Origin of the sequence: Burkholderia sp. AU32262 (genome assembly GCF_020419985.1) — a bacterium.
GTDB lineage: Bacteria > Pseudomonadota > Gammaproteobacteria > Burkholderiales > Burkholderiaceae > Burkholderia > Burkholderia semiarida.
Window position 1 is genome coordinate 21907 of sequence record NZ_JAIZRS010000010.1, and the last position, 23237, is coordinate 45143.

The 23237-nt window shown below is 67.8% G+C and carries 19 protein-coding genes and 1 pseudogene; 11 read left to right on the top strand and 9 right to left on the bottom strand.

The window, feature by feature from the left end; translation table 11 throughout:
• Positions 1-28: 28 nt before the first annotated feature.
• Together LGN10_RS14070 and LGN10_RS14075 are read right to left on the bottom strand one after the other, a co-directional pair.
• On the bottom strand, positions 29-3328 hold the full coding sequence (locus tag LGN10_RS14070; RefSeq protein WP_319001234.1) for an autotransporter outer membrane beta-barrel domain-containing protein: 3300 nt from the start codon (positions 3326-3328) through the stop codon (positions 29-31).
• 496 nt (positions 3329-3824) lie between these two features.
• Positions 3825-5198, bottom strand: a complete 1374-nt coding sequence (locus tag LGN10_RS14075) for a M23 family metallopeptidase (RefSeq protein WP_226223997.1) — start codon at positions 5196-5198, stop codon at positions 3825-3827.
• Positions 5199-5494: 296 nt separating this feature from the next.
• Between LGN10_RS14075 and LGN10_RS14080 the strand changes: the two genes are divergently transcribed.
• Entirely contained in the window at positions 5495-6364 is an 870-nt protein-coding gene (locus LGN10_RS14080; protein ID WP_226223998.1) for a mechanosensitive ion channel family protein, read from the top strand.
• 62 nt (positions 6365-6426) lie between these two features.
• Here LGN10_RS14080 and LGN10_RS14085 read toward each other — a convergent pair whose 3' ends face one another.
• Complete coding sequence (locus tag LGN10_RS14085) at positions 6427-6774, bottom strand: hypothetical protein (RefSeq protein ID WP_226223999.1); 348 nt, start codon at positions 6772-6774, stop codon at positions 6427-6429.
• A 366-nt stretch (positions 6775-7140) separates the two neighbouring features.
• Between LGN10_RS14085 and mqo the strand changes: the two genes are divergently transcribed.
• The 3 genes from mqo (at position 7141) to dbpA (ending at position 10706) form a co-directional block, all read left to right on the top strand.
• Entirely contained in the window at positions 7141-8826 is a 1686-nt protein-coding gene (gene mqo / locus LGN10_RS14090; protein WP_226224000.1) for a malate dehydrogenase (quinone), read from the top strand.
• Positions 8827-9114: 288 nt separating this feature from the next.
• A complete protein-coding gene (locus tag LGN10_RS14095) occupies positions 9115-9312 on the top strand; it encodes a hypothetical protein (protein ID WP_006483193.1) in 198 nt (65 codons plus the stop codon).
• A complete protein-coding gene (gene dbpA, locus LGN10_RS14100; protein ID WP_060314736.1) occupies positions 9309-10706 on the top strand; it encodes an ATP-dependent RNA helicase DbpA in 1398 nt (465 codons plus the stop codon). The genes LGN10_RS14095 and dbpA overlap by 4 nt, the downstream gene beginning before the upstream one ends.
• A 50-nt stretch (positions 10707-10756) precedes the next feature.
• On the opposite strand, the gene LGN10_RS14105 is transcribed toward dbpA, so the two are convergent.
• On the bottom strand, positions 10757-11578 hold the full coding sequence (locus LGN10_RS14105; protein WP_226224001.1) for a phosphate/phosphite/phosphonate ABC transporter substrate-binding protein: 822 nt from the start codon (positions 11576-11578) through the stop codon (positions 10757-10759).
• 241 nt (positions 11579-11819) lie between these two features.
• On the opposite strand from LGN10_RS14105, the gene LGN10_RS14110 reads away from it, so the two are divergent.
• Both LGN10_RS14110 and LGN10_RS14115 read left to right on the top strand, forming a co-directional pair.
• On the top strand, positions 11820-12845 hold the full coding sequence (locus LGN10_RS14110) for a fatty acid desaturase (RefSeq protein ID WP_226224002.1): 1026 nt from the start codon (positions 11820-11822) through the stop codon (positions 12843-12845).
• Positions 12846-13018: 173 nt separating this feature from the next.
• The gene (locus tag LGN10_RS14115; RefSeq protein WP_059574728.1) at positions 13019-14221 is read left to right on the top strand and encodes a benzoate/H(+) symporter BenE family transporter; all 1203 of its coding nucleotides are present in this window, start codon (positions 13019-13021) and stop codon (positions 14219-14221) included.
• Positions 14222-14246: 25 nt separating this feature from the next.
• Here the strand turns inward: LGN10_RS14115 and LGN10_RS14120 are convergent, their stop codons facing one another.
• Together LGN10_RS14120 and LGN10_RS14125 are read right to left on the bottom strand one after the other, a co-directional pair.
• Complete coding sequence (locus LGN10_RS14120) at positions 14247-15134, bottom strand: NAD(P)H-binding protein (RefSeq protein WP_226224003.1); 888 nt, start codon at positions 15132-15134, stop codon at positions 14247-14249.
• Positions 15135-15366: 232 nt separating this feature from the next.
• Positions 15367-16269, bottom strand: coding sequence for an AraC family transcriptional regulator (locus LGN10_RS14125; RefSeq protein WP_226224005.1), 903 nt, complete (start codon positions 16267-16269; stop codon positions 15367-15369).
• 194 nt (positions 16270-16463) lie between these two features.
• On the opposite strand from LGN10_RS14125, the gene LGN10_RS14130 reads away from it, so the two are divergent.
• Entirely contained in the window at positions 16464-16658 is a 195-nt protein-coding gene (locus LGN10_RS14130) for a hypothetical protein (protein ID WP_059645220.1), read from the top strand.
• A 20-nt stretch (positions 16659-16678) separates the two neighbouring features.
• Here LGN10_RS14130 and LGN10_RS14135 read toward each other — a convergent pair whose 3' ends face one another.
• Positions 16679-17632 (bottom strand): LysR family transcriptional regulator, encoded by a 954-nt coding sequence (locus LGN10_RS14135; protein WP_059574736.1) that lies wholly within the window; start codon positions 17630-17632, stop codon positions 16679-16681.
• Between the two features lie 100 nt (positions 17633-17732).
• Here LGN10_RS14135 and LGN10_RS14140 point away from each other — a divergent pair, with 100 nt between their 5' ends.
• The 3 genes and pseudogenes from LGN10_RS14140 to LGN10_RS14150 all read left to right on the top strand — a co-directional run bounded on the left by LGN10_RS14140 (position 17733) and on the right by LGN10_RS14150 (position 21648).
• Positions 17733-19091: an NAD(P)/FAD-dependent oxidoreductase gene (locus tag LGN10_RS14140; RefSeq protein WP_226224007.1), complete on the top strand. Its 1359-nt coding sequence runs from the start codon at positions 17733-17735 to the stop codon at positions 19089-19091.
• 324 nt (positions 19092-19415) lie between these two features.
• Entirely contained in the window at positions 19416-19850 is a 435-nt protein-coding gene (locus tag LGN10_RS14145) for a phosphatase (RefSeq protein WP_226224009.1), read from the top strand.
• A gap of 179 nt (positions 19851-20029) precedes the next feature.
• Positions 20030-21648 (top strand): annotated as a pseudogene (locus LGN10_RS14150) (histidine-type phosphatase).
• An 89-nt stretch (positions 21649-21737) separates the two neighbouring features.
• Here LGN10_RS14150 and LGN10_RS14155 read toward each other — a convergent pair.
• Entirely contained in the window at positions 21738-22274 is a 537-nt protein-coding gene (locus tag LGN10_RS14155; protein WP_104013203.1) for a YcxB family protein, read from the bottom strand.
• Positions 22275-22564: 290 nt separating this feature from the next.
• On the opposite strand from LGN10_RS14155, the gene LGN10_RS14160 reads away from it, so the two are divergent.
• A complete protein-coding gene (locus tag LGN10_RS14160) occupies positions 22565-22870 on the top strand; it encodes a hypothetical protein (RefSeq protein WP_226224011.1) in 306 nt (101 codons plus the stop codon).
• Between the two features lie 22 nt (positions 22871-22892).
• On the opposite strand, the gene LGN10_RS14165 is transcribed toward LGN10_RS14160, so the two are convergent.
• The gene (locus LGN10_RS14165; RefSeq protein ID WP_059574748.1) at positions 22893-23189 is read right to left on the bottom strand and encodes a hypothetical protein; all 297 of its coding nucleotides are present in this window, start codon (positions 23187-23189) and stop codon (positions 22893-22895) included.
• Positions 23190-23237: the final 48 nt, after the last annotated feature.

Sequence of the window (23237 nt, forward strand, 5' to 3'; positions counted from 1 at the left end):
GCGCTATCTCGATCGCCGCGCCTCGTCGTCACCACGCCCACCGCACGCCCGCATTCCCGGTGATCGTGCGCTGATGCTCGCCGCCGAGATTCGTCAAATAGCTGACCGTCGCATACACGCTGCCGCGCTTCGTCAGCTGTGCGACGAGCCCCGCGCCGATCTGCCCGGCCGTCTGCCCGATCTGCGTGCCGATCGCCGTCGAGCCGCCGAACGTCGTCTTGTCGTCGGCGCCGAACGCGCGCAGCACGTTCACGCGCAGGTACGGCTTCCAGTGCACGCCGCTCGCGTCGAACGCGTATTGCAGCCGCGCGCCGATCCGGCCGAGGAACGTGTTGCCGTTGTTCCACGCGACGCTCGACACGCCGTCGTCGAAGCGATCGAGCGACAGCCATTGCCACACGAGCTGCGCCTGCGGCTCGAGCGTCAGTCCGTTGCCGAGCGCGATCGGCAGCCCGGCTTCGATGGAGCCCGTGAACGCGTTGCCGTTCGTCGAGCCGTTCACGTTGTCGTTCGAATGCGAGCGCACGGTCAGCGCGCTGCCCATCAGCACGGCGTCCGTGTACCAGCCGCCCGGGCCGATGTGCGTCCAGTAGCCGCCGAGGTTGTACGCATTGACCTGCAGCGAGCCCACGCCCAGATCGGGCTGCGCGAGCGCGAAGCCGCTCACGTCGCCGACCGCGCGCGAGAAGCCGAGGAAGAAGCCGTAGTGATTGCGATGGCCGCTGGCGGTCGTATCGGCGTAAAGATCCTGGCCGACCTGCATCCCCCATACGGCGCCGTCGAACGACGGCGTCGCGTCGCCCTTCTGCTTGATGTTGCCGTGGCCGCCCCACACGCGGGCCCACGACGCGGGCACCGAACCGTTTTCGGCCAGCAAGCCCTGCTCGCCCTGCCGGTCATGGAACGTGTCGATCTGCAGCAAGCCGAGCTGGCGCGCGATGGCCGGCGCTTCCGCGTACAGCGGCACTTCCGGGCGGTAGATCGGTTCCGGATTGCCGTCGGCGCCCGCATGGTCGACCGCTTCGACGATCGATTCCGGCGTGCCTTCGGCGGCCGTGATCGGCGGCTCGGCGGGCGGCGTCGGCTGGCCGGGATGAACGACGGGCGATTGCGGCTTCGGCGGCACCGTGTTGCGCAGGTACCAGTTGTCGCCCGTGCCGGTCGATGCACCGCCCTTCGCGAGGAAATACGTATAGGCGCCCGCACTGAGCGTCCCGCCGGACAACGAGAACGCGCCCGCGCTCGTCGTCGCGCCGTTCGCGGCCTGCACGACCTGGATGCCGTCGCCCGTCGTCTGCGCGCCCGCGCCGCCGACGTTCGTCACCTTCAGCGTGCTCGCGCCGCTCGCCGTGCCGCCGCTGACGACGAGTTTGTCCGACGGCGCGCCATCGCCGGCAAGCGTCGTGTTGAGCGCGAGCGTCGCGTTCTGGCCGACGTAGTTGCCCGCGACCGTCAGCGTGTTGCCCACGCCGCTGCCGCCGAGCTGCACGAGCCCCGCGTTGGTCAGGTTGCCGTTGATCCGGAAATTGCCGGTCGCGCCGCCGCCCAGGCTCGCCAGCGCGTTGGCGACCGACAGCGTGCCGTTGTTCGTCACGTTGCCCGTCACGCTGCCGTAGCCGCCGAGCGCGGCGCCCGCCGCCACGGTCACCGGCCCGCCGCCGCCCAGCGTCGCCGACGCGCTCGTCGCGTCACCGACGATCACGGTGCCCGCATTGACGTTCGTGCCGCCCGTGTAGCCGTTCGTGCCGTTCATCGTCAGCGTGCCGCTGCCGAGCTTCGTCAGCGAGCCCGCACCCGTGATGCCCTGCGTCAGCGTCGAGTTGAAGCCCTGCGTATCGATCGTGCCATTGTTCGCCGTGATCGATACCGCCCGGCTCGAAGCGACGTTGAACGCGCTGCCGAGTTGCAGCGTCCCGCCATTGAACGCGAGCCCGCCCGACGCCGCGCCGAGCGCAGTGTCCGCGGCCACCGACAGCGTGCCCTGCGTGATCGTCGTGCCGCCCGAATAGGTGTTGCCGCCGGCCGATGAAGGCGTCATCGTCAGCGTGCCCGCACCGGTTTTCTCCATCGCGCCCGAACCGCCGATCGTGCCCGTGTACGTGCCGGCGCCGTCCTGCTGGAAGCGCACGAGCCCGTTGTCGGTGACGGACAGCGGCAGGTTCGACGCATTCGCCTGTAGCGTCGCGCCCGCGTCGACGGTCGCGACGACCGATGCCGTCGTCGTGCCGAGCGTGCCCGTGAGGTTCAGCGTGCCGCTTTGCACGAGCGCCGTCGAGAACGTACCGGTGCCGGCCCACGTCCAGTCGGTGCCGGCCATCGTCAGGCCCTGGAAATTCACGAACGCGTTCGATGCGGTGCCCGTGCCTTGCAACGTCACGGTGTTGGCGCCCGCGCCGCCGTTGGCCGTGCCGACGATCTGCGAGCCCGTCTGCAGGATCAGCGTCACGTTGCCGTTGCCGCCCTGGATCGCGGTGCCGCCACCGCCCTGGATCAGCCCCGCGTTGGTGATCGTCGTCGCGCCGTTGGTCGAGCGCACGCCGATCCCGTTGTTGCTGATGATCCTGCCGCCGGCCTGGTTCGTGATCGTCGCGGTGAACGAGCCGCCGAGCGTGTTCGACACGACCGCGTCGACGCTGCCGCCGCTCGTCGCGGTGCCCGTCGTCTGGATCGTGCCGCTGTTGACGAGCGTGTCGTTGTTGCCCTGCATGTAGACGGCCGGCGCATCGCGGCCATTCGACGTCAGCGTGCCGCTGTTGGTGATCGTGCCGTTGCCGCCGAGCAGCGACGCCGCGCGCGCGTTGTTGCCGGACGTCGTCACCGTGCCCGTGTTGACGATCCGATTGCCCGACGCGCCGGGATTGCTTTGCCCCCATGCGGCCGTCATCCCGTATGCGTTGTTGCCGGTGGTCGTGATCGTGCCGTTGTTGACGAGCGTGTTGTCGTTGCCGTTCGCGGCCATCCCGTCGTTGTAGGTGCCCGACGTCGAAATCACGCCGGTCGCGCCGTTGGTGAGCGTGTTGCCGTTGTTCACGCCGAGCAGCACCGCGCCGCGGTTCGCGACGCCCGTGCCGTTGCCCGACATCGACAGGTTGCCGTTGTTGGTGATCGCGCTCGATGTGTCGACGGAGAACGGGGTCGGCGCGGACGTCAGCACGTAGCCGCCTGTCACGGTCGAATCGAGGTTGATCGTCACGTTGGTGCTGCCGCCCGTGGCCACGACCGACGGTGCGTTCGCGCCGGTACACGTGACCGTCGTTCCGCTGCCCGGCGCGGTAGCCGAGCACGCCGCATACGCACTGACCGGCACCGCGCCGCTCAGGATCGCCATTCCGCCCAAACCCAGATTCCACGCCTTTCTTTTCATTTTTCCGCTCGCATTTATTGGTGACGTTATTGCTGCAAATCGGTGCGTGGAACGGGTTATAGCACCTGTCTTGAAACAATCGCAAGATCAGAATGCGTGATACCGGCAATCACGCCGCGAATCATTTCGCATCGGGAAATAAATGGAATGGAATTGCCGCCATGCAGCATGCGAAGCCGCGGCCGGGCGTGGGCGGCTTGGCGAGACGAGAAGTCGGTTGAATTTACCGACACTCGCTTAGACATACTCATCGAACGTGATGCAATCCGAATCAATCGGAAAATTTGACGCGACTCGATGAATGACGGAAGGCGCGGACTATTGCGCGCCATTTGACGATGTTGCTTCGCACGATCGCGCGCCGTTCAAACACGGCCACATTGCCGGATAGCCGCGCGTCGACGAAAAATGTGCGCCACCGATACGATGCCGACCACCGCGGCCGGCATCCGGCGAACGATCAACCCGCCTGCGGCGGGACAGCCTTCGACATCGCGACCGGTTGCGCGAACGTGGCCGACGCGAGCTGCGTGCGCGCATCGCGCGCCACGCGGTTGAACGCCATACGTTGCGCGCCCTTCAGCCTCGCCGCCTTGGCCGCGTGAACGAGTTCGATCGGATCGACGAGGCGGGCGTGCCGGCGCACCTCGAAGTGCAGATGCGGGCCCGTCGCGGTCCCCGTGCTGCCGACCGCGCCGACACGCTGGCCGCGCATGACGCGCGCGCCGGTTCGCAGCGTCGGCTCGAACGCCGACAGATGCGCGTAGTACGACGCGTAGCCGCCGTCATGTCGAATCACCACGTATTTGCCGTAGCCGCGCGGCTCGTTGCCGATGAACGTCACGACGCCGCGCTCCGACGCATGAACGGCGCGGCCTGCCGGCGCTGCCAGATCGACGCCCGAATGCACATGGCGCACGCCGGTGACCGGATGCACGCGTGTGCCGAAGCGCGAGCTGATCCGCTTCGCGTTGACCGGCATCGCAAACCGCGCGCCGGCGAGCGGCATGCCGTCGAAGTCGTAATAGGCGCCCGGCGCGCCCGCCTTCGGCGCGAACCACACGCCCGCGACGCGCTGGCCGCGAAAACGGACGTCGAGCGCCGTCACGCGCATGCGGCCAGGCCGCCCGGCGCTGTCGTCGCGTTCGAAGGCGACGCGGAAGGTATCGCCGGCCGCGGCGCGCTGCTTCGGATCGATGCGCCCGGCCAGCATGCGGGTGATCTGCGCGGCGACGCCGGCCGGCAGATCGGCGCGCGCCAGCGACGCGCGCAGGTTGCCGACGATCGCACCGGCGCGCGTGCCGCGATCCGGCTCCGCGAGCGTGAACGGCTCGGCCGACGCCAGATCGACGGTGCCCCGCTCGGCCGCCGGCTGCGCGTCCATCGCGGGCAACGCCGACGCCAGACCGTAATCGAACCGCGACGCATAGCCGCGTTCGACCGCGTCCCGCGCCGCCTCGCACAGCACGCGGTAAGCCACGCACGCGCCGAATCGAACGGCGAGATCGTCGCGATCGGCGCCCGCCGACAGGCCCGGCGCATGCGCGGCGTACGCGACGTCGAGCGGCACCGCCGCCGATGCGCGCAAGCCGCCCCATGTCGTCCGGGCGGGATTGAAAAAAGGCACGTCGACAAGGTCGGGCGTTGCAGCCGTCACGGGCGCAACGGGCGCCGCGGTGTGAGTCGCCTGTGCCACCATGCCGTGCGTACCCGCCATGCAGGCCGTCACGACGGCACCGCGCAACAGCGCGCGGCTAATCGGGAAACACGGGACGCCGCGCCGGGCGGATTGACCTTGTTCGCGTGCGAGACGGAAACGCAGGTTCAACCGCATGACGTCGTCACTCGCTATCGATGAAAAATCGGGAAAAGCCGGGTATCGCGGAAGAACGACCGTCACGATCCGGCAACCTGGAAGCGAGTGTATCGACGCACGCAAAATGACCAAATAGGCCTTGTCCTATTTGGCGGGACATACGCTTCGTACGCGGACGAAATCGCAATTTCGCCGCGGCTCGCATTCGACCCCTTCATTCGCGCGAACCACCCGGCGCCGTGTACAGTCGAACGCTGCCGGCGGGTGAACACAGCCACGCGCCGAACGATCTGTCTTCAACACGGAATCCCGTCATGTTTCTCGAACATCTTCATCCGGAACGCTGGACGTTCCTGTGGAATGTATTGTCCACGCTCTCCATCAAGCTGGCTGCCGGCCTGGCGCTGCTCGTCGCCGGCTGGTGGCTGTCCAAACGCGTCGGCAACTGGCTGAACCGGCTGCTCTCGAACAAGGAGCGCGTCGACGACACGTTGCGGCCGATCCTGTGCGACGTCGCCGTGTGGGGCATCCGCATCGTCGCGATCGTCGGCGCGCTGTCGCAGCTCGGCATCGAAACCGCGAGCATCGTCGCGGTGCTCGGCGCGGCCGGCCTGGCGATCGGGCTCGCGCTGCAGGGCACGATGCAGAACATCGCGGCCGGCATCATGCTTCTGCTGCTGCGGCCGTTCAAGGTCGGCGACTACATCGACGGCGGCACGGGCGTCGCGGGCACCGTCGAAGAGGTCGGGCTCTTCATGACGCGCCTCACGAAGCCGGACGGCATCTGCGAGTACGTGCCGAACAGCGCGCTGTGGGGCAGCTCGATCCGCAACTACACGCGCAACCCGACGCGCCGCCTCGATCTCGAAGTGGAAGTGTCCGTGCATGACGATATCGATCGCGCGCTCGATGCGCTGCACGCGCTGGCCGCGGCCGACCCCGACGTGCTGCAGGATCCCGCGCCGGACGTGATGGTGATGCGCTTCGACGACAGCACGGCCGTCGCGAACATGCGCGTGTGGACGCACACCGACAAGTTCTGGGCGATGCGCTGGCGCCTCGCCCGCCAGGTCCGCAAGACGCTCGCCGATGCGGATTGCGCGCTGCCGATCCGCACGCGCGAGCTGCACATCGTGCACGACGCGGAGCGCCGCGCGGACGGCGCGCGCATGCGCGTGTCGTAAGGCAGCGCGCCGCCCGCGACGTTACATCCTGACGATGTCGAGCAACGCCTTCCCGCCACTCTTTAAGTGAACACCGACATCGCGCCGTGCTTCCGGTCGCCCTGCGGCGTGAAGCTCGTTTCCCCCGTCATGCCGCGATAGACTCTGGCCAGCATCGCGACCGGCGCCGTCGCCGGGTTCGCCGAGCGCGTGCCGACGAAGCGGGCCGGCGTGTCGTCGATCCAGTCGAGGCTTGTGAACAGTACTGCCGGAGCGGCGGAGCGAAATGAAGTGATGTGATGTGATGCAAGTAAACGGGTCGCGGTGCAACGCCGCGATCCGATGACGTTCCGGCCTGGTGCATGGCATACCCGTCGCACGCATTCGACCCGCCGATCCCCCTTCGATTTTCCCGCGTCGCGCACCGCCATTCCGGAAACCCGGACGCACAAAAAACCCCACGAAAACAAGGATATTCGGCGTCTGCGACACAGTGTCCGAGTTCGGTTATATTACGCGCCCCTTGCCACCCCGCCCCCGCAAAACACGTCGCGCGCGGCCTCTTTCAATGCAGCCTGAAGCGCCGTCCGCTCGGGCTTGCCGTCAGGGCCCCGGCGCGTGGCGCACCGTCGCGACGCAGGCGCTTGCCTGCCCGCGGGAAGCCGATCCGAAGGTGTCCTTCCGAATGGCTTCCGTGCGCAAATGCAACGGCGCGCAGCGCCGATCCGGAATTCCGGATTCGCGGTCCGGATCTCCGGATCCGTGTTTCCGCGCCACGGAACCGCGCGCCGGGCGGCATGGCAAACCGATGCATTCAAGTTGAAAAAGGGATCTCTGCTGTGATCAAAACGTTACGGGTAATACTGTCGGCGCTCGCGCTGTGCGTCGCGACATCGTCCGCGCACGCCGCCGACACGAAGAAGGTCGACGTCCTGCTGGTGGGCGGCGGCATCATGAGCTCGACGCTCGGCGTCTGGCTGCACGAACTCCAGCCGGACTGGTCGATGACGATGGTCGAGCGCCTCGACGGCGTCGCGCTGGAAAGCTCGAACGGCTGGAACAACGCCGGCACCGGCCACTCGGCGCTCGCCGAGCTGAACTACACGCCGGAGAAAGCGGACGGCAAGATCGACATCTCGAAGGCGATCGAGATCAACGAGTCGTTCCAGATCTCGCGCCAGTTCTGGGCGTGGCAGGTGAAGCAAGGCGTGCTGAAGAACCCGCGCGCGTTCATCAACTCGACGCCGCACATGAGCTTCGTGTGGGGCGACGACAACGTCCGCTTCCTGAAGAAGCGCTACGAAGCGCTGCAGGCGAGCCCGCTGTTCCGCGGGATGCAGTATTCGGAAGACTACGACCAGATCAAGCAGTGGGTGCCGCTGATGATGGAAGGCCGCGACCGTTCGCAGAAGGTGGCCGCGACGTGGACGCCGATCGGCACCGACGTGAACTTCGGCGAGATCACGCGGCAGTTCGTCGGCTACCTGAAGACGCAGCCGAACTTCACGCTGTCGCTGTCGAGCGAAGTGCGCGAGATCTCGCGCAACGCCGACGGCACGTGGCACGTGTCGTGGGTCAAGCTGCACTCGGATGAGCCGCCGCAATCGGTCGACGCGAAGTTCGTGTTCATCGGCGCGGGCGGCGGTGCGCTGCACCTGCTGCAGGCGTCGGGCATCCCCGAGGCGAAGGACTACGGCGCATTCCCGGTCGGCGGCTCGTTCCTCGTGACCGACAACCCCGAGGTCGTGAAGCAGCACCTCGCGAAGGCCTACGGCAAGGCGTCGGTCGGCTCGCCGCCGATGTCGGTGCCGCACCTCGACACGCGGATCATCGACGGCAAGAAGATCATCCTGTTCGGGCCGTTCGCGACGTTCTCGACCAAGTTCCTGAAGAACGGCTCGTACTTCGACCTCGCGAAGAGCACCAACCTGCACAACGTCGCGCCGATGATGCGCGTGGGCGTCGACGAATTCCCGCTGGTGCAGTACCTCGCCGGCCAGCTGATGCTGTCCGACGACGACCGCTTCAACGCGCTGAAGGAGTACTTCCCGAACGCGAAGAAGGAAGACTGGCGCCTGTGGCAGGCCGGCCAGCGCGTGCAGATCATCAAGCGCGACCCGGTCAAGGGCGGCGTGCTCAAGCTCGGCACCGAGATCGTCGCATCGCAGGACGGCAGCATCGCGGGCCTGCTCGGTGCGTCGCCGGGCGCGTCGACCGCCGCGCCGATCATGCTGAATCTGCTGAAGAAGGTGTTCAAGGACAAGGTCGCGACGCCCGAGTGGCAGCAGAAGATCCGCCAGATCGTGCCGAGCTACGGCACGAAGCTGAACGACAGCCCGGCGAAGGTCGTCGAGGAATGGACCTACACGAGCGACGTGCTGCAACTGTCGCCGCCGCCGAAGATCGACCTCGGCGTGCCGTCGCAGGCGACCGGCACCGCGCCGGCCCGCCCGGCGAAGGCGTCCGCCGACATGGCGCTGTAACGCGCGCGACGCCGCGCAGAACCTGCGCGGCACCCGCGGCACGCATTACGCCGCCCGACACGGCCGCCCTCTCCGGGGCGGCCGTTTTTCCTGGCGCGCGCCGGGCGCAGGCACCGGCTTCCGCTAGAATTGCGGCACGCGCGACCCCGTCGCCGCCCGATCCATCACCCGCATCGACACAACCCGAGCGACCGCCGGTGCGGCCCGCGCCCGAGCCGCGCGGGCGCCGCCCGCCGTGGCCGCGCCCGGCCGGGCGCGCCATCAACCGAATTCAGCTGGAGAAAGACCGTGTTTACCTGCCGAAACCAGAGCTGCGGCACGCAGTGGGAGCAGTCCGACGTCGTCATCAAGGACGAAGGCCAGGGGCTGCTGTTCCGCTGCCCGCTGTGCGGCGCCCGCAACTATCTCGAACGCTTCGAGGACGACGAAGGCAACGTCGTCTACGAGCAGATGGAAGGCCGCCCCTACCTCGGAGACCTGTCTTGACCCAACCGACCGCCACGCCGTTCAGCGCGCTGCCGCTGACGCCCGCCACGCTCGCGAATCTCGCGCAGCTCGGCTATGTCGACATGACGCCGATCCAGGCCGCGAGCCTGCCGATCGCGCTGGCCGGCCAGGACCTGATCGCGCAGGCGAAGACGGGCAGCGGCAAGACCGCCGCGTTCTCGCTCGCGCTGCTCGCGCGTCTCGACGCGCGCCGCTTCGACGTGCAGGCGATGATCCTGTGCCCGACCCGCGAGCTCGCCGACCAGGTCGCGCAGGAAGTGCGCCGCCTCGCGCGCGCCGAGGAGAACGTGAAGGTGCTGACGCTGTGCGGCGGCACGCCGATGCGTCCGCAGGCGCAGAGCCTCGAGCACGGCGCGCATATCGTCGTCGGCACGCCGGGCCGCATCATGGATCACCTCGATCGCGGCAACCTGAAGCTCGATGCGCTGAACACGCTGGTGCTCGACGAAGCCGACCGGATGCTCGACATGGGCTTCTTCGACGACATCGCGAAGGTCGCGCGCATGTGCCCGACGACGCGCCAGACGCTGCTGTTCTCCGCGACCTATCCGGACGGCATCGCGAAGCTGAGCCAGCAGTTCCTGCGCAACCCGAAGGAAATCAAGCTCGCGGAACGCCACGACGACAGCAAGATCCGCCAGCGCTTCTATGAAGTGACCGAGGACGAGCGGCTGCATGCGGTCGGCCAGCTGCTGAATCACTACCGGCCGGTGAGCACGATCGCGTTCTGCAACACCAAGCAGCAGTGCCGCGACCTGCTCGACGTGCTGCACGCGCAGGGCTTCCACGCGCTCGCGCTGCACGGCGAGCTCGACCAGCGCGAGCGCGACCAGGTGCTGATCCAGTTCGCGAACCGCAGTTGCTCGGTGCTGGTCGCGACCGACGTCGCCGCGCGCGGGCTCGACATCGCGCAGCTCGAAGCGGTGATCAACGTCGACGTGACGCCCGACCCCGAAGTGCACGTGCACCGCATCGGCCGCACGGGTCGCGCGGATCAGGACGGCTGGGCGCTGAGCCTCGCGAGCATGGACGAGATGGGCCGCGTCGGCGCGATCGAACAGGCGCAGAAGCGCGAGGTCGAATGGCATCCGCTCGCCGAACTGAAGCCGGCGGACGACAGCGTGCTGCTGCCGCCGATGGAAACGCTGCAGATCCTCGGCGGGCGCAAGGACAAGATCCGTCCGGGCGACGTGCTCGGCGCGCTGACCGGCGACGCCGGGTTCGACGGCAAGCAGATCGGCAAGATCAACGTGACCGAGTTCTCGACCTATGTCGCGATCGAGCGCGGCGTCGCGCGCGACGCACTGCGCAAGCTCAATGCGGGGAAGATCAAGGGCAAGCGGGTCAAGGTCCGGTTGATGGACGACGAGTAAGCGGGCCGCGGCGCGGGCGGTCGCAGCACCGCCGCGCGCCGCCCCGTGCGTCACCCGAGTTCGGGATAGCCGTGCGCGGCGGCTTCCCGCTCGAACCGCGCAATCGTGTCGTAGTCTGCCGGCGACAGCCGGTCGAATCCCCTCAGCCGCAGCACGCGCGCTCGCTCCGCATCGGCGGCCACCGCGCGATCGAGCGCATCCCGCAACGCGCCGATCTGCGTATCCGCCAGCGCCCGCGATGCGACGAACGGCAATCCCGGCGCGGGTGCGGTCGTGCCGATCACGCGAATATCCTCCAGCAGCCCGGGCAGCGCGTCGCGCACATACGCGAACGTCACGCAGTCGATCGCCGCGCAATCGGCTTCTCCCGACGCCAGCGCTCGCAGCACGTTCAGGTGCGAACCGAACGGCGTGACCGAGCCGAAGAACCGCCCGTCGTGCGCATGCGGCGCGACCGCGTGCCGGAATGCATTCATCCCGCTGTGCGAATCCTCGCCGTTGAAGGCTGCCCGCAACCCGCGGCAGGCGGCGAGCGTCGTCGCACCGCCCGCATGCACGCGCGCCGACACGACCAGCACGCTGCGGTAGCGCGCCCCGTCGCAGCCGTCCGCATCGAAAACGGGGGTCGCAACCAATCGCACGACGTCGCGCAAGCCGAGCATCCGGTACGGATAGCCGCAGGTCTGCGACAGCAGCAGATCGTCGCGCCGCCACAGTGCCTGGAGGTCGTCGGGCGCGTCGGGCAGCGCGACGCCGGCCGGCCCGCCCGCGTTCGCGAACGCATCGAGCGCGTCACGCAGCAGTGCGCGCCACAGGGCGGCGTGGCGCGGCGTCACGTTGTACATCGGCAGGACTGCAATCCAGGCGTTCATGCGGGCATTCTACGCATCGGCGGCGGTCAGGAAGCTTATGGGCCGCGACACGATAAGCAAATGCGAATCGATTGGTTGGCGAGGCCGCGCCGCCCCGGTACCGTTCGAAGGCCTGCCGGCGCCGCCGCCGTGCGATGCCGGGCCGGCCGACCGTGATCCGCGAGACACCAGCGCACCCGGGCCGAGCGCCCCGGTTCCATCGCTCGTTCCCCGCACTGCCCGATCCATCCGCCTCAACGCCATGGCCGAATACTTCGACGTCGACCACGCGCGCGCGATCGCCGCGCTCCACGCCCGCTTCACCGCCCGCACCGAGTGGCCGACCTGGCTGCTCGTCGTCGTCATCTACGGCGGCTGGCTCGCCGTGCTGCTGCTCGTGCGCGACGGGCATCTGTCGCTCGCCGCCGCGACGCCGCCGCTGATTCTGCTCGGCGCGTGGCACCTGTCGCTGCAGCACGAGCTGCTGCATGGCCATCCGACACGTTCCGCCCTGGTGAACAAGCTGCTCGGCTATCCGCCGCTGACGGTCTGGTATCCGTACACGCTGTATCGCGACACGCATCTCGAGCATCATCGCGACGAAGACCTGACCGTGCCGGGCGTCGATCCCGAAACGAACTACGTGACGCGTGAACGCTGGGCGCGGCTGCCGCGCTGGCGCCGGGCGCTGACGGTCGCGCGCAAGACTTTCCTCGGACGCCTCGTCGTCGGGCCGCCGCTCGCCATCGCCACGACGCTGCGCGATGCGTTCGCCGCGTTCCGGCGCGGCGACTTCCGTTATCTGCCGATGTGGTTGACTCACGTCGCCTGCGTGGTCGCGCTGCTCGCCTGGCTGCAATGGGCGATCGGCGTGCCGTGGTGGTACTACCTGCTGGCCGTCACATGGCCCGCGCTGTCGCTCGCGATGATCCGCTCGCTGTACGAGCACCGCGCCGCGCCGCATCCGAAGGCGCGCATCACGATCAACGAAGCCGGCTTCGCGATGCGGCTGCTGTACCTGAACAACAACTATCATCTCGTCCATCACGACCTGCCGAAGCTGCCGTGGTACGACCTGCCGCGTGCGTACCGGATGCGGCGCGACGCGTATGTGGAGAAATGCGGCGGCTTCGTGATCCGCGGCGGGTATCGCGCGCTGCTCGCGCGCCATGCGTGGACGCCGACCGATTCGCCCGTGCATCCGTTCGACGAGGGCACGGCTTCGCTGTCGACGGGCAGCGGGATCAAGGTGGCGGTGGTCGACAGGGTGCTGCAGATCAGTACGTGATGTCGGCCCGCGCGTTTCGGCACCCATCCTTACGAAAAGCCGACAGCGCGGTTCGCCGCCCGTGAATTGCCAATTGCGTCGGCAATGCCCAGAATGGCCGCTCATCCGGCGCTTCCGACGAGCATTCGCGCCGGCTCCGCCGCACGGCCGCGCGCCGCATTTCCCCGACGACGATGCAACCGAACTCCCCACCCGGCGCGATCCGCGCGATCGGCAACGACTGGTCCGTTTCCGCGATCACCGCGGGTTTTCTCGCGGTCCTGATTTCATACGCGGGCCCGCTCGCGATCTTCTTTCAGGCGTCGCAGGCCGCGCATGCGTCCAACGACATGGTGTCGTCATGGGTCTGGGCGATCTCGATCGGCGCCGGTGCATCGGGCCTGTTCGCGAGCTGGAAGCTGAAGGTGCCGGTCGTCACCGCATGGTCGGCGCCCGGCACCGCGCTGCTCGTCGGCCTTTTTCCGCAACTGACGCTCAACCAGGCCGTCGGCGCGTACATCACGGCCGCGCTGATCATCCTCGTCATCGGCATCACCGGCTATTTCGACCGGCTCGTGCGCCACATCCCGCGCGGCATCGCCTGCGGCATGATGGCCGGCATCCTGCTGCCGTTCGGCATGCATGCGTTCTCCGCGGCGACCGCGCAGCCGCTGCTCGGTTTCGGGATGATCGCGGCCTACGTGATCTTCAGGCGCCTGCTGCCGCGCTACAGCATCGTGCTCGTGCTGCTCGCCGGCGCCGCACTCGCGACGCTGCTCGGGATGACGCATCTCGGCAACGTGTCGCCGAGCCTCGCGCGGCCGATCTTCATCGCCCCCGAATGGACGCTCGGCACGACGCTCAGCCTCGCGCTGCCGCTCGTCGTCGTCAGCCTCACCGGCCAGTTCCTGCCGGGGATGACGATCCTTCGTGTGTCGGGCTATCACACGAGCGCACGGCCGATCATCACGGCGACCAGCGTGATGTCGCTGGTCGTCGCATGCTTTGGCGGAATCACGATCGTGCTCGCGGCGATCACCGCCGCGCTGTGCACCGGCAAGGACGCGCACGAAGATCCGGACCGGCGCTATATCGCGGGCATCGCGAACGGCGTGATCTATCTGATCGGCGGACTCTTCGCGGGGACGATCGTCACGCTGTTCTTCGCGCTGCCGAAGGCGTTCGTCGCGATTCTGGCAGGACTCGCGTTGATCGGCGCGATCAGCGCGAACGTACACGGCATCTTCGAGGACGAAAACCACCGCGAAGCGTCCGTGATCACGTTCCTCGCGACCGCGTCGGGGATGACGTGGCTCGGGCTCGGGTCCGCGTTCTGGGGGATCGTGATCGGGTCGGCGGCGTATGTGGTGTTGAACAGGGTGCGGCAGCCTGCATGATGTGCACCCTGCGCGGCCACTTCCCTTACCGCGCCGGCTGGCGCACCAGTTGCGCGAGCGCATCGGCCAGCGTCGTCGTGCCGTAGGCCCGCTCGGACACATCGGCCTCGACGTCGATCCGCCCCGCGTTATGCACGTCGTACAGATCGACGATCAGCTGTGCATGGCGTTCGCTGAGCCCGGCGCACAGCAGCGTCGCGCTCCACGTGTCGCGCGGCAGTTCGTGCGCGACGACCGCGCGGCCCGCCGCCGCGCCCAACGTATCCGCGATCGCGGCCACGCTCACGCGCCGCGGCCCTTCGACGCTGACGATGCGCGGCCCGCGCCCGCCCTCCGGCGCATCGCGCAGCCGCCGCGCCGCAACGACGCCGACATCGGGCGCCCAGACCGTCGGAAACACCTTGCCGACCGGATGGTGGAAGCTCGGCAGCACGCCGGTGCCGAGCGCGACCGGCAGCACGCGCGCCCAGTTCTGCAGATGCTCGGCCGAGCGCAGCAGCGTCAACTGCGTGGAGATCGTCTTCAATCGTTCCTCGAAGTCATGGAACAGGCGCGTGATACCCGTATTGCCTTCGAGCTCCGCGCCGTAGTCCGACAACGCGAGCAGTGAAGGCGGTGGGTTCGCGGCGAGCGCGGCGGCCGCCGCATCGAACGTCCGCGTCATCGTCGCGGCCGGATCGGCGTCGGCCGTCGGCACCGGGCACAGTATCTGCACGGCCCGCGCGCCGTCGATCGCCGCGGCGATCGCGTTCGCGTCGGTCAGGTCCGCGATTGCGACATCGCAGCCGAGCTGCGCGAAACGGTCGCGGTGACGTGCGTCGCGCAGCACCGCGCGCACGGAATGGCCTGCGTTGCGCAAGGTCGTCACGGTCGACAGGCCGACGTTGCCGGATGCGCCGAAGATCACGAACACGGTTCGCTCCTGGGGGGATGAAGGTGCTGTGATTGTCGGCACGCGCGGCCGGGAAGGCGCGCACGGGGGGGATGAATCGAGCAGGAAAGGATGACGCGTTGAATGGCCGTAGCCATACGGGCTCTCCGATCCAAGCGCGTCAAAACCGGAGAAGGCGAATGCAGCAATTGTCCCACACGCTGTTGGACAATTGCCCTCGGATCAAATGCAGCGTCCGCGTACCGCTGTTGCGTTATGCGTCTCGCCCGCCCTCCAGCCGCAACCCACCCCGCATACCCGACCGCGCAATCTCCGTCGGCGTCGCACCGAGCACGCGGTTCATCCAGCTCGCCATGTGGCTCTGATGCGCAAAGCCGGCTTCCAGCGCGATCTGGCTGATGCCGAGCCGGCCTTCGAGCAGCAGCGCCTTCGCGCGCTCCACCCGGCGCCGCACGACGTACTGGTGCACGGGCATCCCCAGCGTTTCGCGGAACAGCACCTTGAAATGCGGCACGCTGATCGACACGAGCGCCGCGAGCTCGGCCAGCGTCATGCGCCGGTCGAGATTCGCCTCGACATAGTCGATCACGCGCGCCGCCGCCTTTGGCGCCAGCGTGCGCCGGCGTTCACGAAACGCCGGCTGGCCGTCGACCAGCCGCGCGACGAGCGCTGTGCACAGGCTCTCCGCGTACAGCGGGTCCGATGTGTCTTCCGCTTCGAGTTCCGCAGCCATCGCCCACGCGATGTGCTGCAGCCGAGGGTCGCGCACCTGCAGCCGCCGGCGGATCTGCGCGTGCGACGGCTTCAGTTCGAGCTGTTCGACCGTGCGCCGCACGAACGTATCGCCGAGCGCGATGTGCAGGATCCGGCAGTCGGCGCTGTCGGTCCACTGGCCGGGCAAGCCGGCCGGAATCACGTCGACGTCGCCGTGCGCCTGGATGCGCGACACGCGCTCGCCGTCGCACACGCAGTCGGCGCGCACCGGCGCGCCGATATGCACGCCGATCCGGTGATGCTCGGCCGCCGGAATCCGGTACGTGCCGGCACGGATTTGCAGCAGCGACGCGCCGAAGCCGCGCCAGCCCCGCCCGCGGCTGGAGCGCAGGCTGACCGGAACGCCGTTGTCCGCCGGCGCGGCAAGAATCGGATCGCTCATTGAGGGTCTCCACCAGATCGGGTGCCGAACGCACATTGTGACGCGTTTCGGGCCGGCGCGCCGGCCCTGCGTGGCCGCCGCCGAGTCGAGCAGAAAAAAGATCATCCGTTTCTGCTCGGGACGATCCTTGCGTGCGCGCCGGCAGGCGCCGCGAAGCCTACGATCGCCTCATCCGACACCTACGGAGCCCCGTCATGCCCCATGACTGCCCGCTACGCGCGGCGTTCATCGCGCCCTCGCCTTCCACCGCTCGCGCTTCATCCGCCCCCGGCTCCCGCCACCGCCGCACCGCCATCGCCGCGTGGTGCCTGCGCGTGGTCGGCTGGTACGGGCTCGAACGGCTGCTCGCGTCGATTCCCGACAGCAACGACGACTTCGCGCTCGTCTGACCGGCCGGTCGACACCCCGCCTACTTGCGCCGCCGCTCGTGCGGCGCGGCCGACGCCCCGTCGATCACCGGCGCGCCCTGCTTGATCAGGAAGTCGCGGAACAGCCCCGTCACCTGCGAGATCCGCCGGTCGGCGAGCGTCACCACATACCATTCGCGTTCGATCGGGTTGCCGGGAAACGGCAGTTGCCCGAGCAGCCCCGTGCGCAATTCGAGCGCGCACGCATGCAACGACAGGAACGCGACGCCGAGCCCCGCTTCGGCCATCTGCTTGATCGCCTCGTTGCTCGACAGTTCGGAGCCCACATGAAAACGGTAGCCCGCGTTCTTGAACAGGCTCTCGACGGTCGAGCGCGTGCCCGCGCCGCGTTCGCGCACGAGCAGGTGCGCGGATTCGAGATCCTTCAGCGCGACGCGCTTGCGCTGCATCAGCGGATGGCCGGGCGCCGCGACGAACACCATCGGATGCTTCGCGAATTCGACCGCGTGCGTACGCAGCTCCTTCGGCGCGCTGCCCATCACCGCGAGATCGATTTCATGCGTCGCGAGCATGCGGATGATGTCGTCGCGGTTGCCGACCTTGAAATACGTCTTCACGTGCGGGCGCGTCGCGGTGAACTTGACGAGCAGCGGCGGGATCAGGTATTCGGCCGTCGTGATCGCGCCGATCCGCAGCGTGCCGCCGAGATCGCCCGTCAGCGCGGCCACTTCGTCGCCGGCCTCGCTCCACAGATGCAGGATCTCGCGCGCGTAGCGCGCCACGATCTCGCCGGCCGCGGTCAATTGCACGCCGCGCCCGACCCGCTGCAGCAACGCGGCGCCCACGGCCTCCTCGAGCAGGCGAACCTGCAGCGACACGGCCGGCTGCGTCAGGTTCAGCTCCTCGGCCGCGCGCGACACGCTGCCGAGCCGCGCGATCATGTCCAGCGCCTTCAACTGCCGGAACGTCGCGGTCTTTCCTATAAGTGAATACATATGAGTCGCTTATAAACATTAAATTGTTCGACTGGGTACGAAACTATATCGTCGGTTCTTGAGCAATGTCATGCGAATCGTCATTCAGCGGGAGCCCACCATGGACAACACCACGCCCAATCTTGCAACGGACCGCGCACCGCGCCTGCCGCGCATCGTGATCGTCGGCGGCGGCGCCGGCGGCCTGCAGCTCGCCACGCGTCTCGGCGATACGGTCGGACGCCGCGGGCAAGCCGAAGTCGTGCTCGTCGACCGCTATCCGACGCACTTCTGGAAGCCGTTGTTGCATGAAGCCGCGTCGGGCCATCGCGATCCGGCTTCCCACACGATCGAATACGCGGCGCAGGCGAAGCGCCACGGCTTTCGCTTCGTGCAGGGCGCGCTGCAGCGGGTCGACCGCGCGGCACGCACGGCGACGATCGCGGCCGTGCAGGATGCGGACGGCACGGAAATCCTGCCGCAGCGGACGCTCGACTATGACGATCTCGTGCTGGCGGTCGGCAGCGTGACGAATTTCTTCAACGTGCCGGGCGCCGAGCGCCATGCGCTGCCGCTCGAAAACCTCGACCAGGCCGAGGATTTCCGCCGCAAGTTCCTCGCTGCGTGCACGAAGGCGAACCATCTGGCCGAGCAGCAGCCCGCGCGGCGCGCGGCGCCGATCTGCATCAACGTGATCGGCGCGGGCGCGACCGGCGTCGAGCTGGCCGCCGCGCTGCGGCACGCGATCCAGCAACTGACGACGTACCGCTTCAAGGCGCTGGTGTCCGCGCGCGACGTGCACATCCGGCTGATCGAAGGCGGCCCGCGCATCCTGCCGGCGCTCGACGAACGGTTGTCCGGCAAGATGCACGCGCAGCTTCGCGCGCTGAACGTCGACGTGCTGACCGATACGCGCGTGGCGGAAGTCGGCGCGGATGCCGTGACGACCGCCACCGGCGAACGCCTCGCGAGCGACATCACGATCTGGGCGGCCGGCGTCGCCGGGCCCGCGATGCTGCGGGACATCGGCGACATCGCGCTCAACCGGTCGAACCAGGTGATCGTGACCGACACGCTGCAGACGCCCGACGATCCGCACGTGTACGCGTTCGGCGACTGCGCCGCGTGCCCGTCGACCGGTGCGGGCGGGTTCCTGCCGCCGCGCGCGCAGGTCGCGCACCAGCAGGCCGTGTATCTGGTCAATGCATTCGCGCGCCGCGTCGCTGGCAAGCCGGTAGCCGGCTTCACGTTCCGCGATGCGGGCACCGTCGTGTCGCTCGGGCACGCGGGCGCCGTGTACCAGGCGGGCATCGGCGTGCGCTCGCGCTCGCTGATCGTCGACGGGCTGGCGGCGATCGGGCTGTACAAGTTCCTGTATCGCAAGCACCTGTTCAACGTGGTGGGCATGAAGCGCGCGCTGTTCCAGTCGCTGAGCCACTGGCTGCAAAGCCGTCACCAGCCGTCGATCAAGTTGCACTGAGCAGCGACTCACACACGGCATCGCAACACGGCATATCGCGTGGCCATCGCCCGATATGCCGTTTTTCCCGATGCATATGCGGAATTCGTCCGCAATGTGCGCCACGCTGGTGCATCGTGTTGAAGGCCACCCATACGACGCCATTCCGGCGGGACATGCCGCGCGACACGCATCCCGCGTCCGCTCTGGCTGGCCGCCCCATTCATTAGTCGAATCGTATGGGTCGGCTAAAAATATTAATTGGTCGCGTTTTCCGGATCGACGCTAAGGTGTGAGGCATTCCCGTCGGCGAACGGATCATCACGTTTCTGAAAAGGAATCATCGTGGTCATCGAAGCCATCGTCACCCGTCTCGACGCTGCATTCGCGCAGATCGAAGCAACACCGGATTCGCGCGAATCGCGCAACCAGCGCGACGCGATCATCCAGTGGCTCGACCGGGCATCGGAAGAAGGCTATCGACTCGGTCTCGTCACGACGCTGCCGGCCGCGCGGCTCAGCGACATGTTCGAAGGCCAGTTCGGCCGCGCGAACCTCGACCGCTTCTCGGTCGTCGTCACGGACGCCAATCAACAGGAGTCCGGATCGAATCAGCATCCGTTCGATGTCGCGCTGCAAGCGCTCGGCGTGCCGCCGGAGCGCGCGGTCGGGATCGCGAGCAGCGAGCCGGAACGCCGCGAGGCCGAGCATTTCGGGCTGTCGCGCTGCATGAGCATCACCGATACGGTGCGCTCGATCGCATCGGCCGGGCTGCACTGAACGCCGGCATACGGGCCGGCCGCGGCCGGCCGTCATCGCCGGTCCGGCGGCAATCGGGCGCTTGCCCGCCCGCATCCTGACATTCTGCTGTCAAAGTCGCTTGCAACACTTCGGGGTTCGATCACATCCCCGGAAACGGACGACGCGCATGCGCATCGTCCGATCCGTTGCCCGCCACGATGACACGCCCGACCCGCACCGCCGCCGCCCTCACGATTGCCTGCCTGTTGCTCGCCGCTTGCGGCGGGAATGACTCGACAGCGCCTGCCACGTCGGCCGACAACAACGGCACGGCGCCGGCCCCGCAGCCGCAGCCCACGCCGGCCCGGCACCCGCGACCTACTACCAGACGAAGACGCCGTACCGTCCGCAACAGGACGCCGCGACGTACGAAGCGCCGCCGGCCGGCTACGCGCCCGTCTATACCGAACTCGTCGCCCGTCACGGCTCGCGCGGGCTGTCGGGCTTCAAGTACGACGGCGCGATCTACGCGATGCTGCTCAAGGCCGAGGCCGACGGCGCGCTGACCGCGCTCGGCGCGCAGCTCAAGGCCGACACATACACGATGATGAAGGCCAATGCGCTACTCGGCTACGGCGTGCAGGGCATCTCGACACCCGGGTACGGCAACCTCACGCAAGCCGGCATCCGCGAACATCAGCAACTCGCCGCGCGTCTCGCGCAGCGGCTGCCCGCGCTGTTCGCCGCCGGCAACCGGCAGGTGGTGGTCGTCAACTCGGGCCAGGATCGCGCGGTCGACAGTTCGACGTATTTCTCGGCGGCGCTCGTTGCCGCGCAGCCGGCACTGGCGTCGGCCATCACGCTGCCGGCCGCGCCGTCCGGCTATCCGGCGAGCGCGCCGGTCGCGCAGCCGGCCGACACCAATCGTTTCCTGCTGTATTTCCACGCGTTGAAACCGGCCACCGATCTCGTGACCGACGCGAGCGATCCGTACTACGCGACCTATCAGGCGAGCCAGGCGTACCAGGCCTATGCAAACGACGCGACGGTGGCCGCGAAGCTGAAGGCGATCAAGGCCGCGCCGCAGGCGGCCGACGTTGCGCAAACGGTGCTGTCCGCGCTCGTGTCGCCCGCCTTCATCGCGAAGCTCGGCACCGACGGCTACACGTTCGCGAATACCGGCACCTATGCGTTCACGTCGACGGACGGCAAGTTCACCAACACGCTGAAGGGCGACGGCAAGACGAAGATCGCGACGGCCGTCGACGCAGTGAACGTGCTGTACAACCTGCTGCAGGTTGCGCCTGCGATGACCGCTGAAACCGGCGGCGTCACGATGGAGCAGTACATCGGTGCCGAGCAGGCGCAGTATCTCGCGTACCTGCAGGATGCCGAGGACTACTACCAGAAGGGCCCCGGCATCCAGGAAGCAAACCCCGTAACGTACCGGATGGCGAAGGGGCTGCAGGACGATTGCTTCGCCGAGGTCGACGCGATCGCGCGCGGCGACCTGACGCACGCCGCGAAGCTGCGCTTCACGCATGCGGAGGTCGTGATTCCGTTCGCGTCGATCATGAACCTGAAGAACGTGTTCGTGCCGACGCCTCAGGCGCAGACGTACACGTATGCGAACAACCCGTGGCGCGGCGATCAGGTATCGCCGATGGCCGCGAACATGCAGTGGGACGTCTATCGCAACGGGTCGCGGCTCATCGTGAAGATGCTGTACAACGAGCGCGAGACGGATTTCCAGGCCGCGTGCGACGGCGCGAAGATCGCGCCGGGCAGCCACTTCTACGACTACGCGGGGCTGAAGCAGTGTTACGGCTATCAGTGATGTGATGCGCGGGGACTTCTGGCCGGAACCGCACGTTGAGACCCGGACGGCGCGGACCGTCCGGACTTCGCTACCCGCCCCGCGTCCCGCTAGACCTTGCGCACGCCGTTCCGAAGCAGCGCCTGGTGCAGGAATGCCAGTTGTCCATCGTCCAGCACGCGCTTCGGTACCACGCGGAACATCACCGATGACTGATAAAGCAGGATCATCTGACGATCCTCGCTCCAGTGAATGAGATCCGCATAGTGAATTTCGTCGCGCGAAGTCGGCGTTTCGACCACGAAGCGGTCACCTTCGAAAATGACCGTGTAACGCTGATGAAGCGCCCTTTGCTGGTCGTAAATCTTGCGGCCTGCGCGCGGCATGATCAGGTGATTCAGAACGGGCACGCCGATCGCCACGACAGCCGCGATTCCCGCGGCCATCCAGACATGGCGCCATTCCGGAAAATGTCCGCTTGCTACCCGGACACCGCCGACCAGCAGCACGACGTACACGATCGCAAGAGTCGCAAACGACTTGAGCAGGGCTTTCCCGTTGTACCTGCGCCAAAGATTCAGGCGGTATGCGTGGACGAGATCATCCGCGGTTATTTGAAAAACGACTTCGGTATCGCTCGTGGGCATGGGCGGGCTCGGAATGTTCTCTGGTTGTTGGATTTGCTGTGGATGCTTCACCGCGGGCTGCGCGATCCAGATGGCCGGCAGTGCACGCGCACGGTAACGTGCAAACGAAGCCGCGCGATATCGCCGGCCGGTCGATGCACGGCGACAATATACCTGCATGAAATGACGTCCACGCGGGGCGTCGCCGCGGCAGTGGCGCAGCCGGCGGCCGGCGCGGGCGGCTGAGCGATCCTGTCGGGGCGAACTCGCATCGGCTCGCACGGTCGAACGAGCATCGTCGGAGAATCCCCATGAAACGCGTCGCCCTCGCCGCTGCCCTGACCCTGTTTGCCGCCATCAGCCTGTCGGCCATCGCCGGTACGCCCTCCGGAGCCGTCGCGCCGGCTTCGGCTCACGCATACGCGAAGAATTGCGTACCGTCGCGGGATGCCGCACAAGGCGCCCGTTCTCTCTCCAGCGCGCCGCCGATCCGCGTCTGCGTCGGCGATTCCGACACGCAGCTGAACCTGCCGTGGTTCCTGACCGACGTTCTCACCGCCGTGGACACGCATCAGTCACCGAGCGGCCTGCTCCACAAGATGCGCAACGATTTCTGAATCCCGGCCGGCCCCGCCTCGTTCATGGCTCGTCGGGCCGCTCCAGCACCTCGATGAACGTGCCGACGATGCCGCGCCACATCGCTGGGTCGGCGATGCGCGCCAGCAACCGCCGCAATTCGCGTCGTTCGTCGTTCGACAGCACGCCGTGCGCGCCGCGGATGCTGTCGTAGCTCGGCGTACCGCGCGACGCGAGTGCGCGATCGAGCGAATAGTCGCGGGTCTCTCCGTCCACAGAAATCCGGATCCACAGCGAACCGCCGTCCGCCACGGCGGCGCCATCGGTCACGACGACCGTGGGTGCGGCATTTTCTTCCATCACAACGCTCCGGTTTGACGCGCTGGCGGCAGACTGCCGGCCACGGCG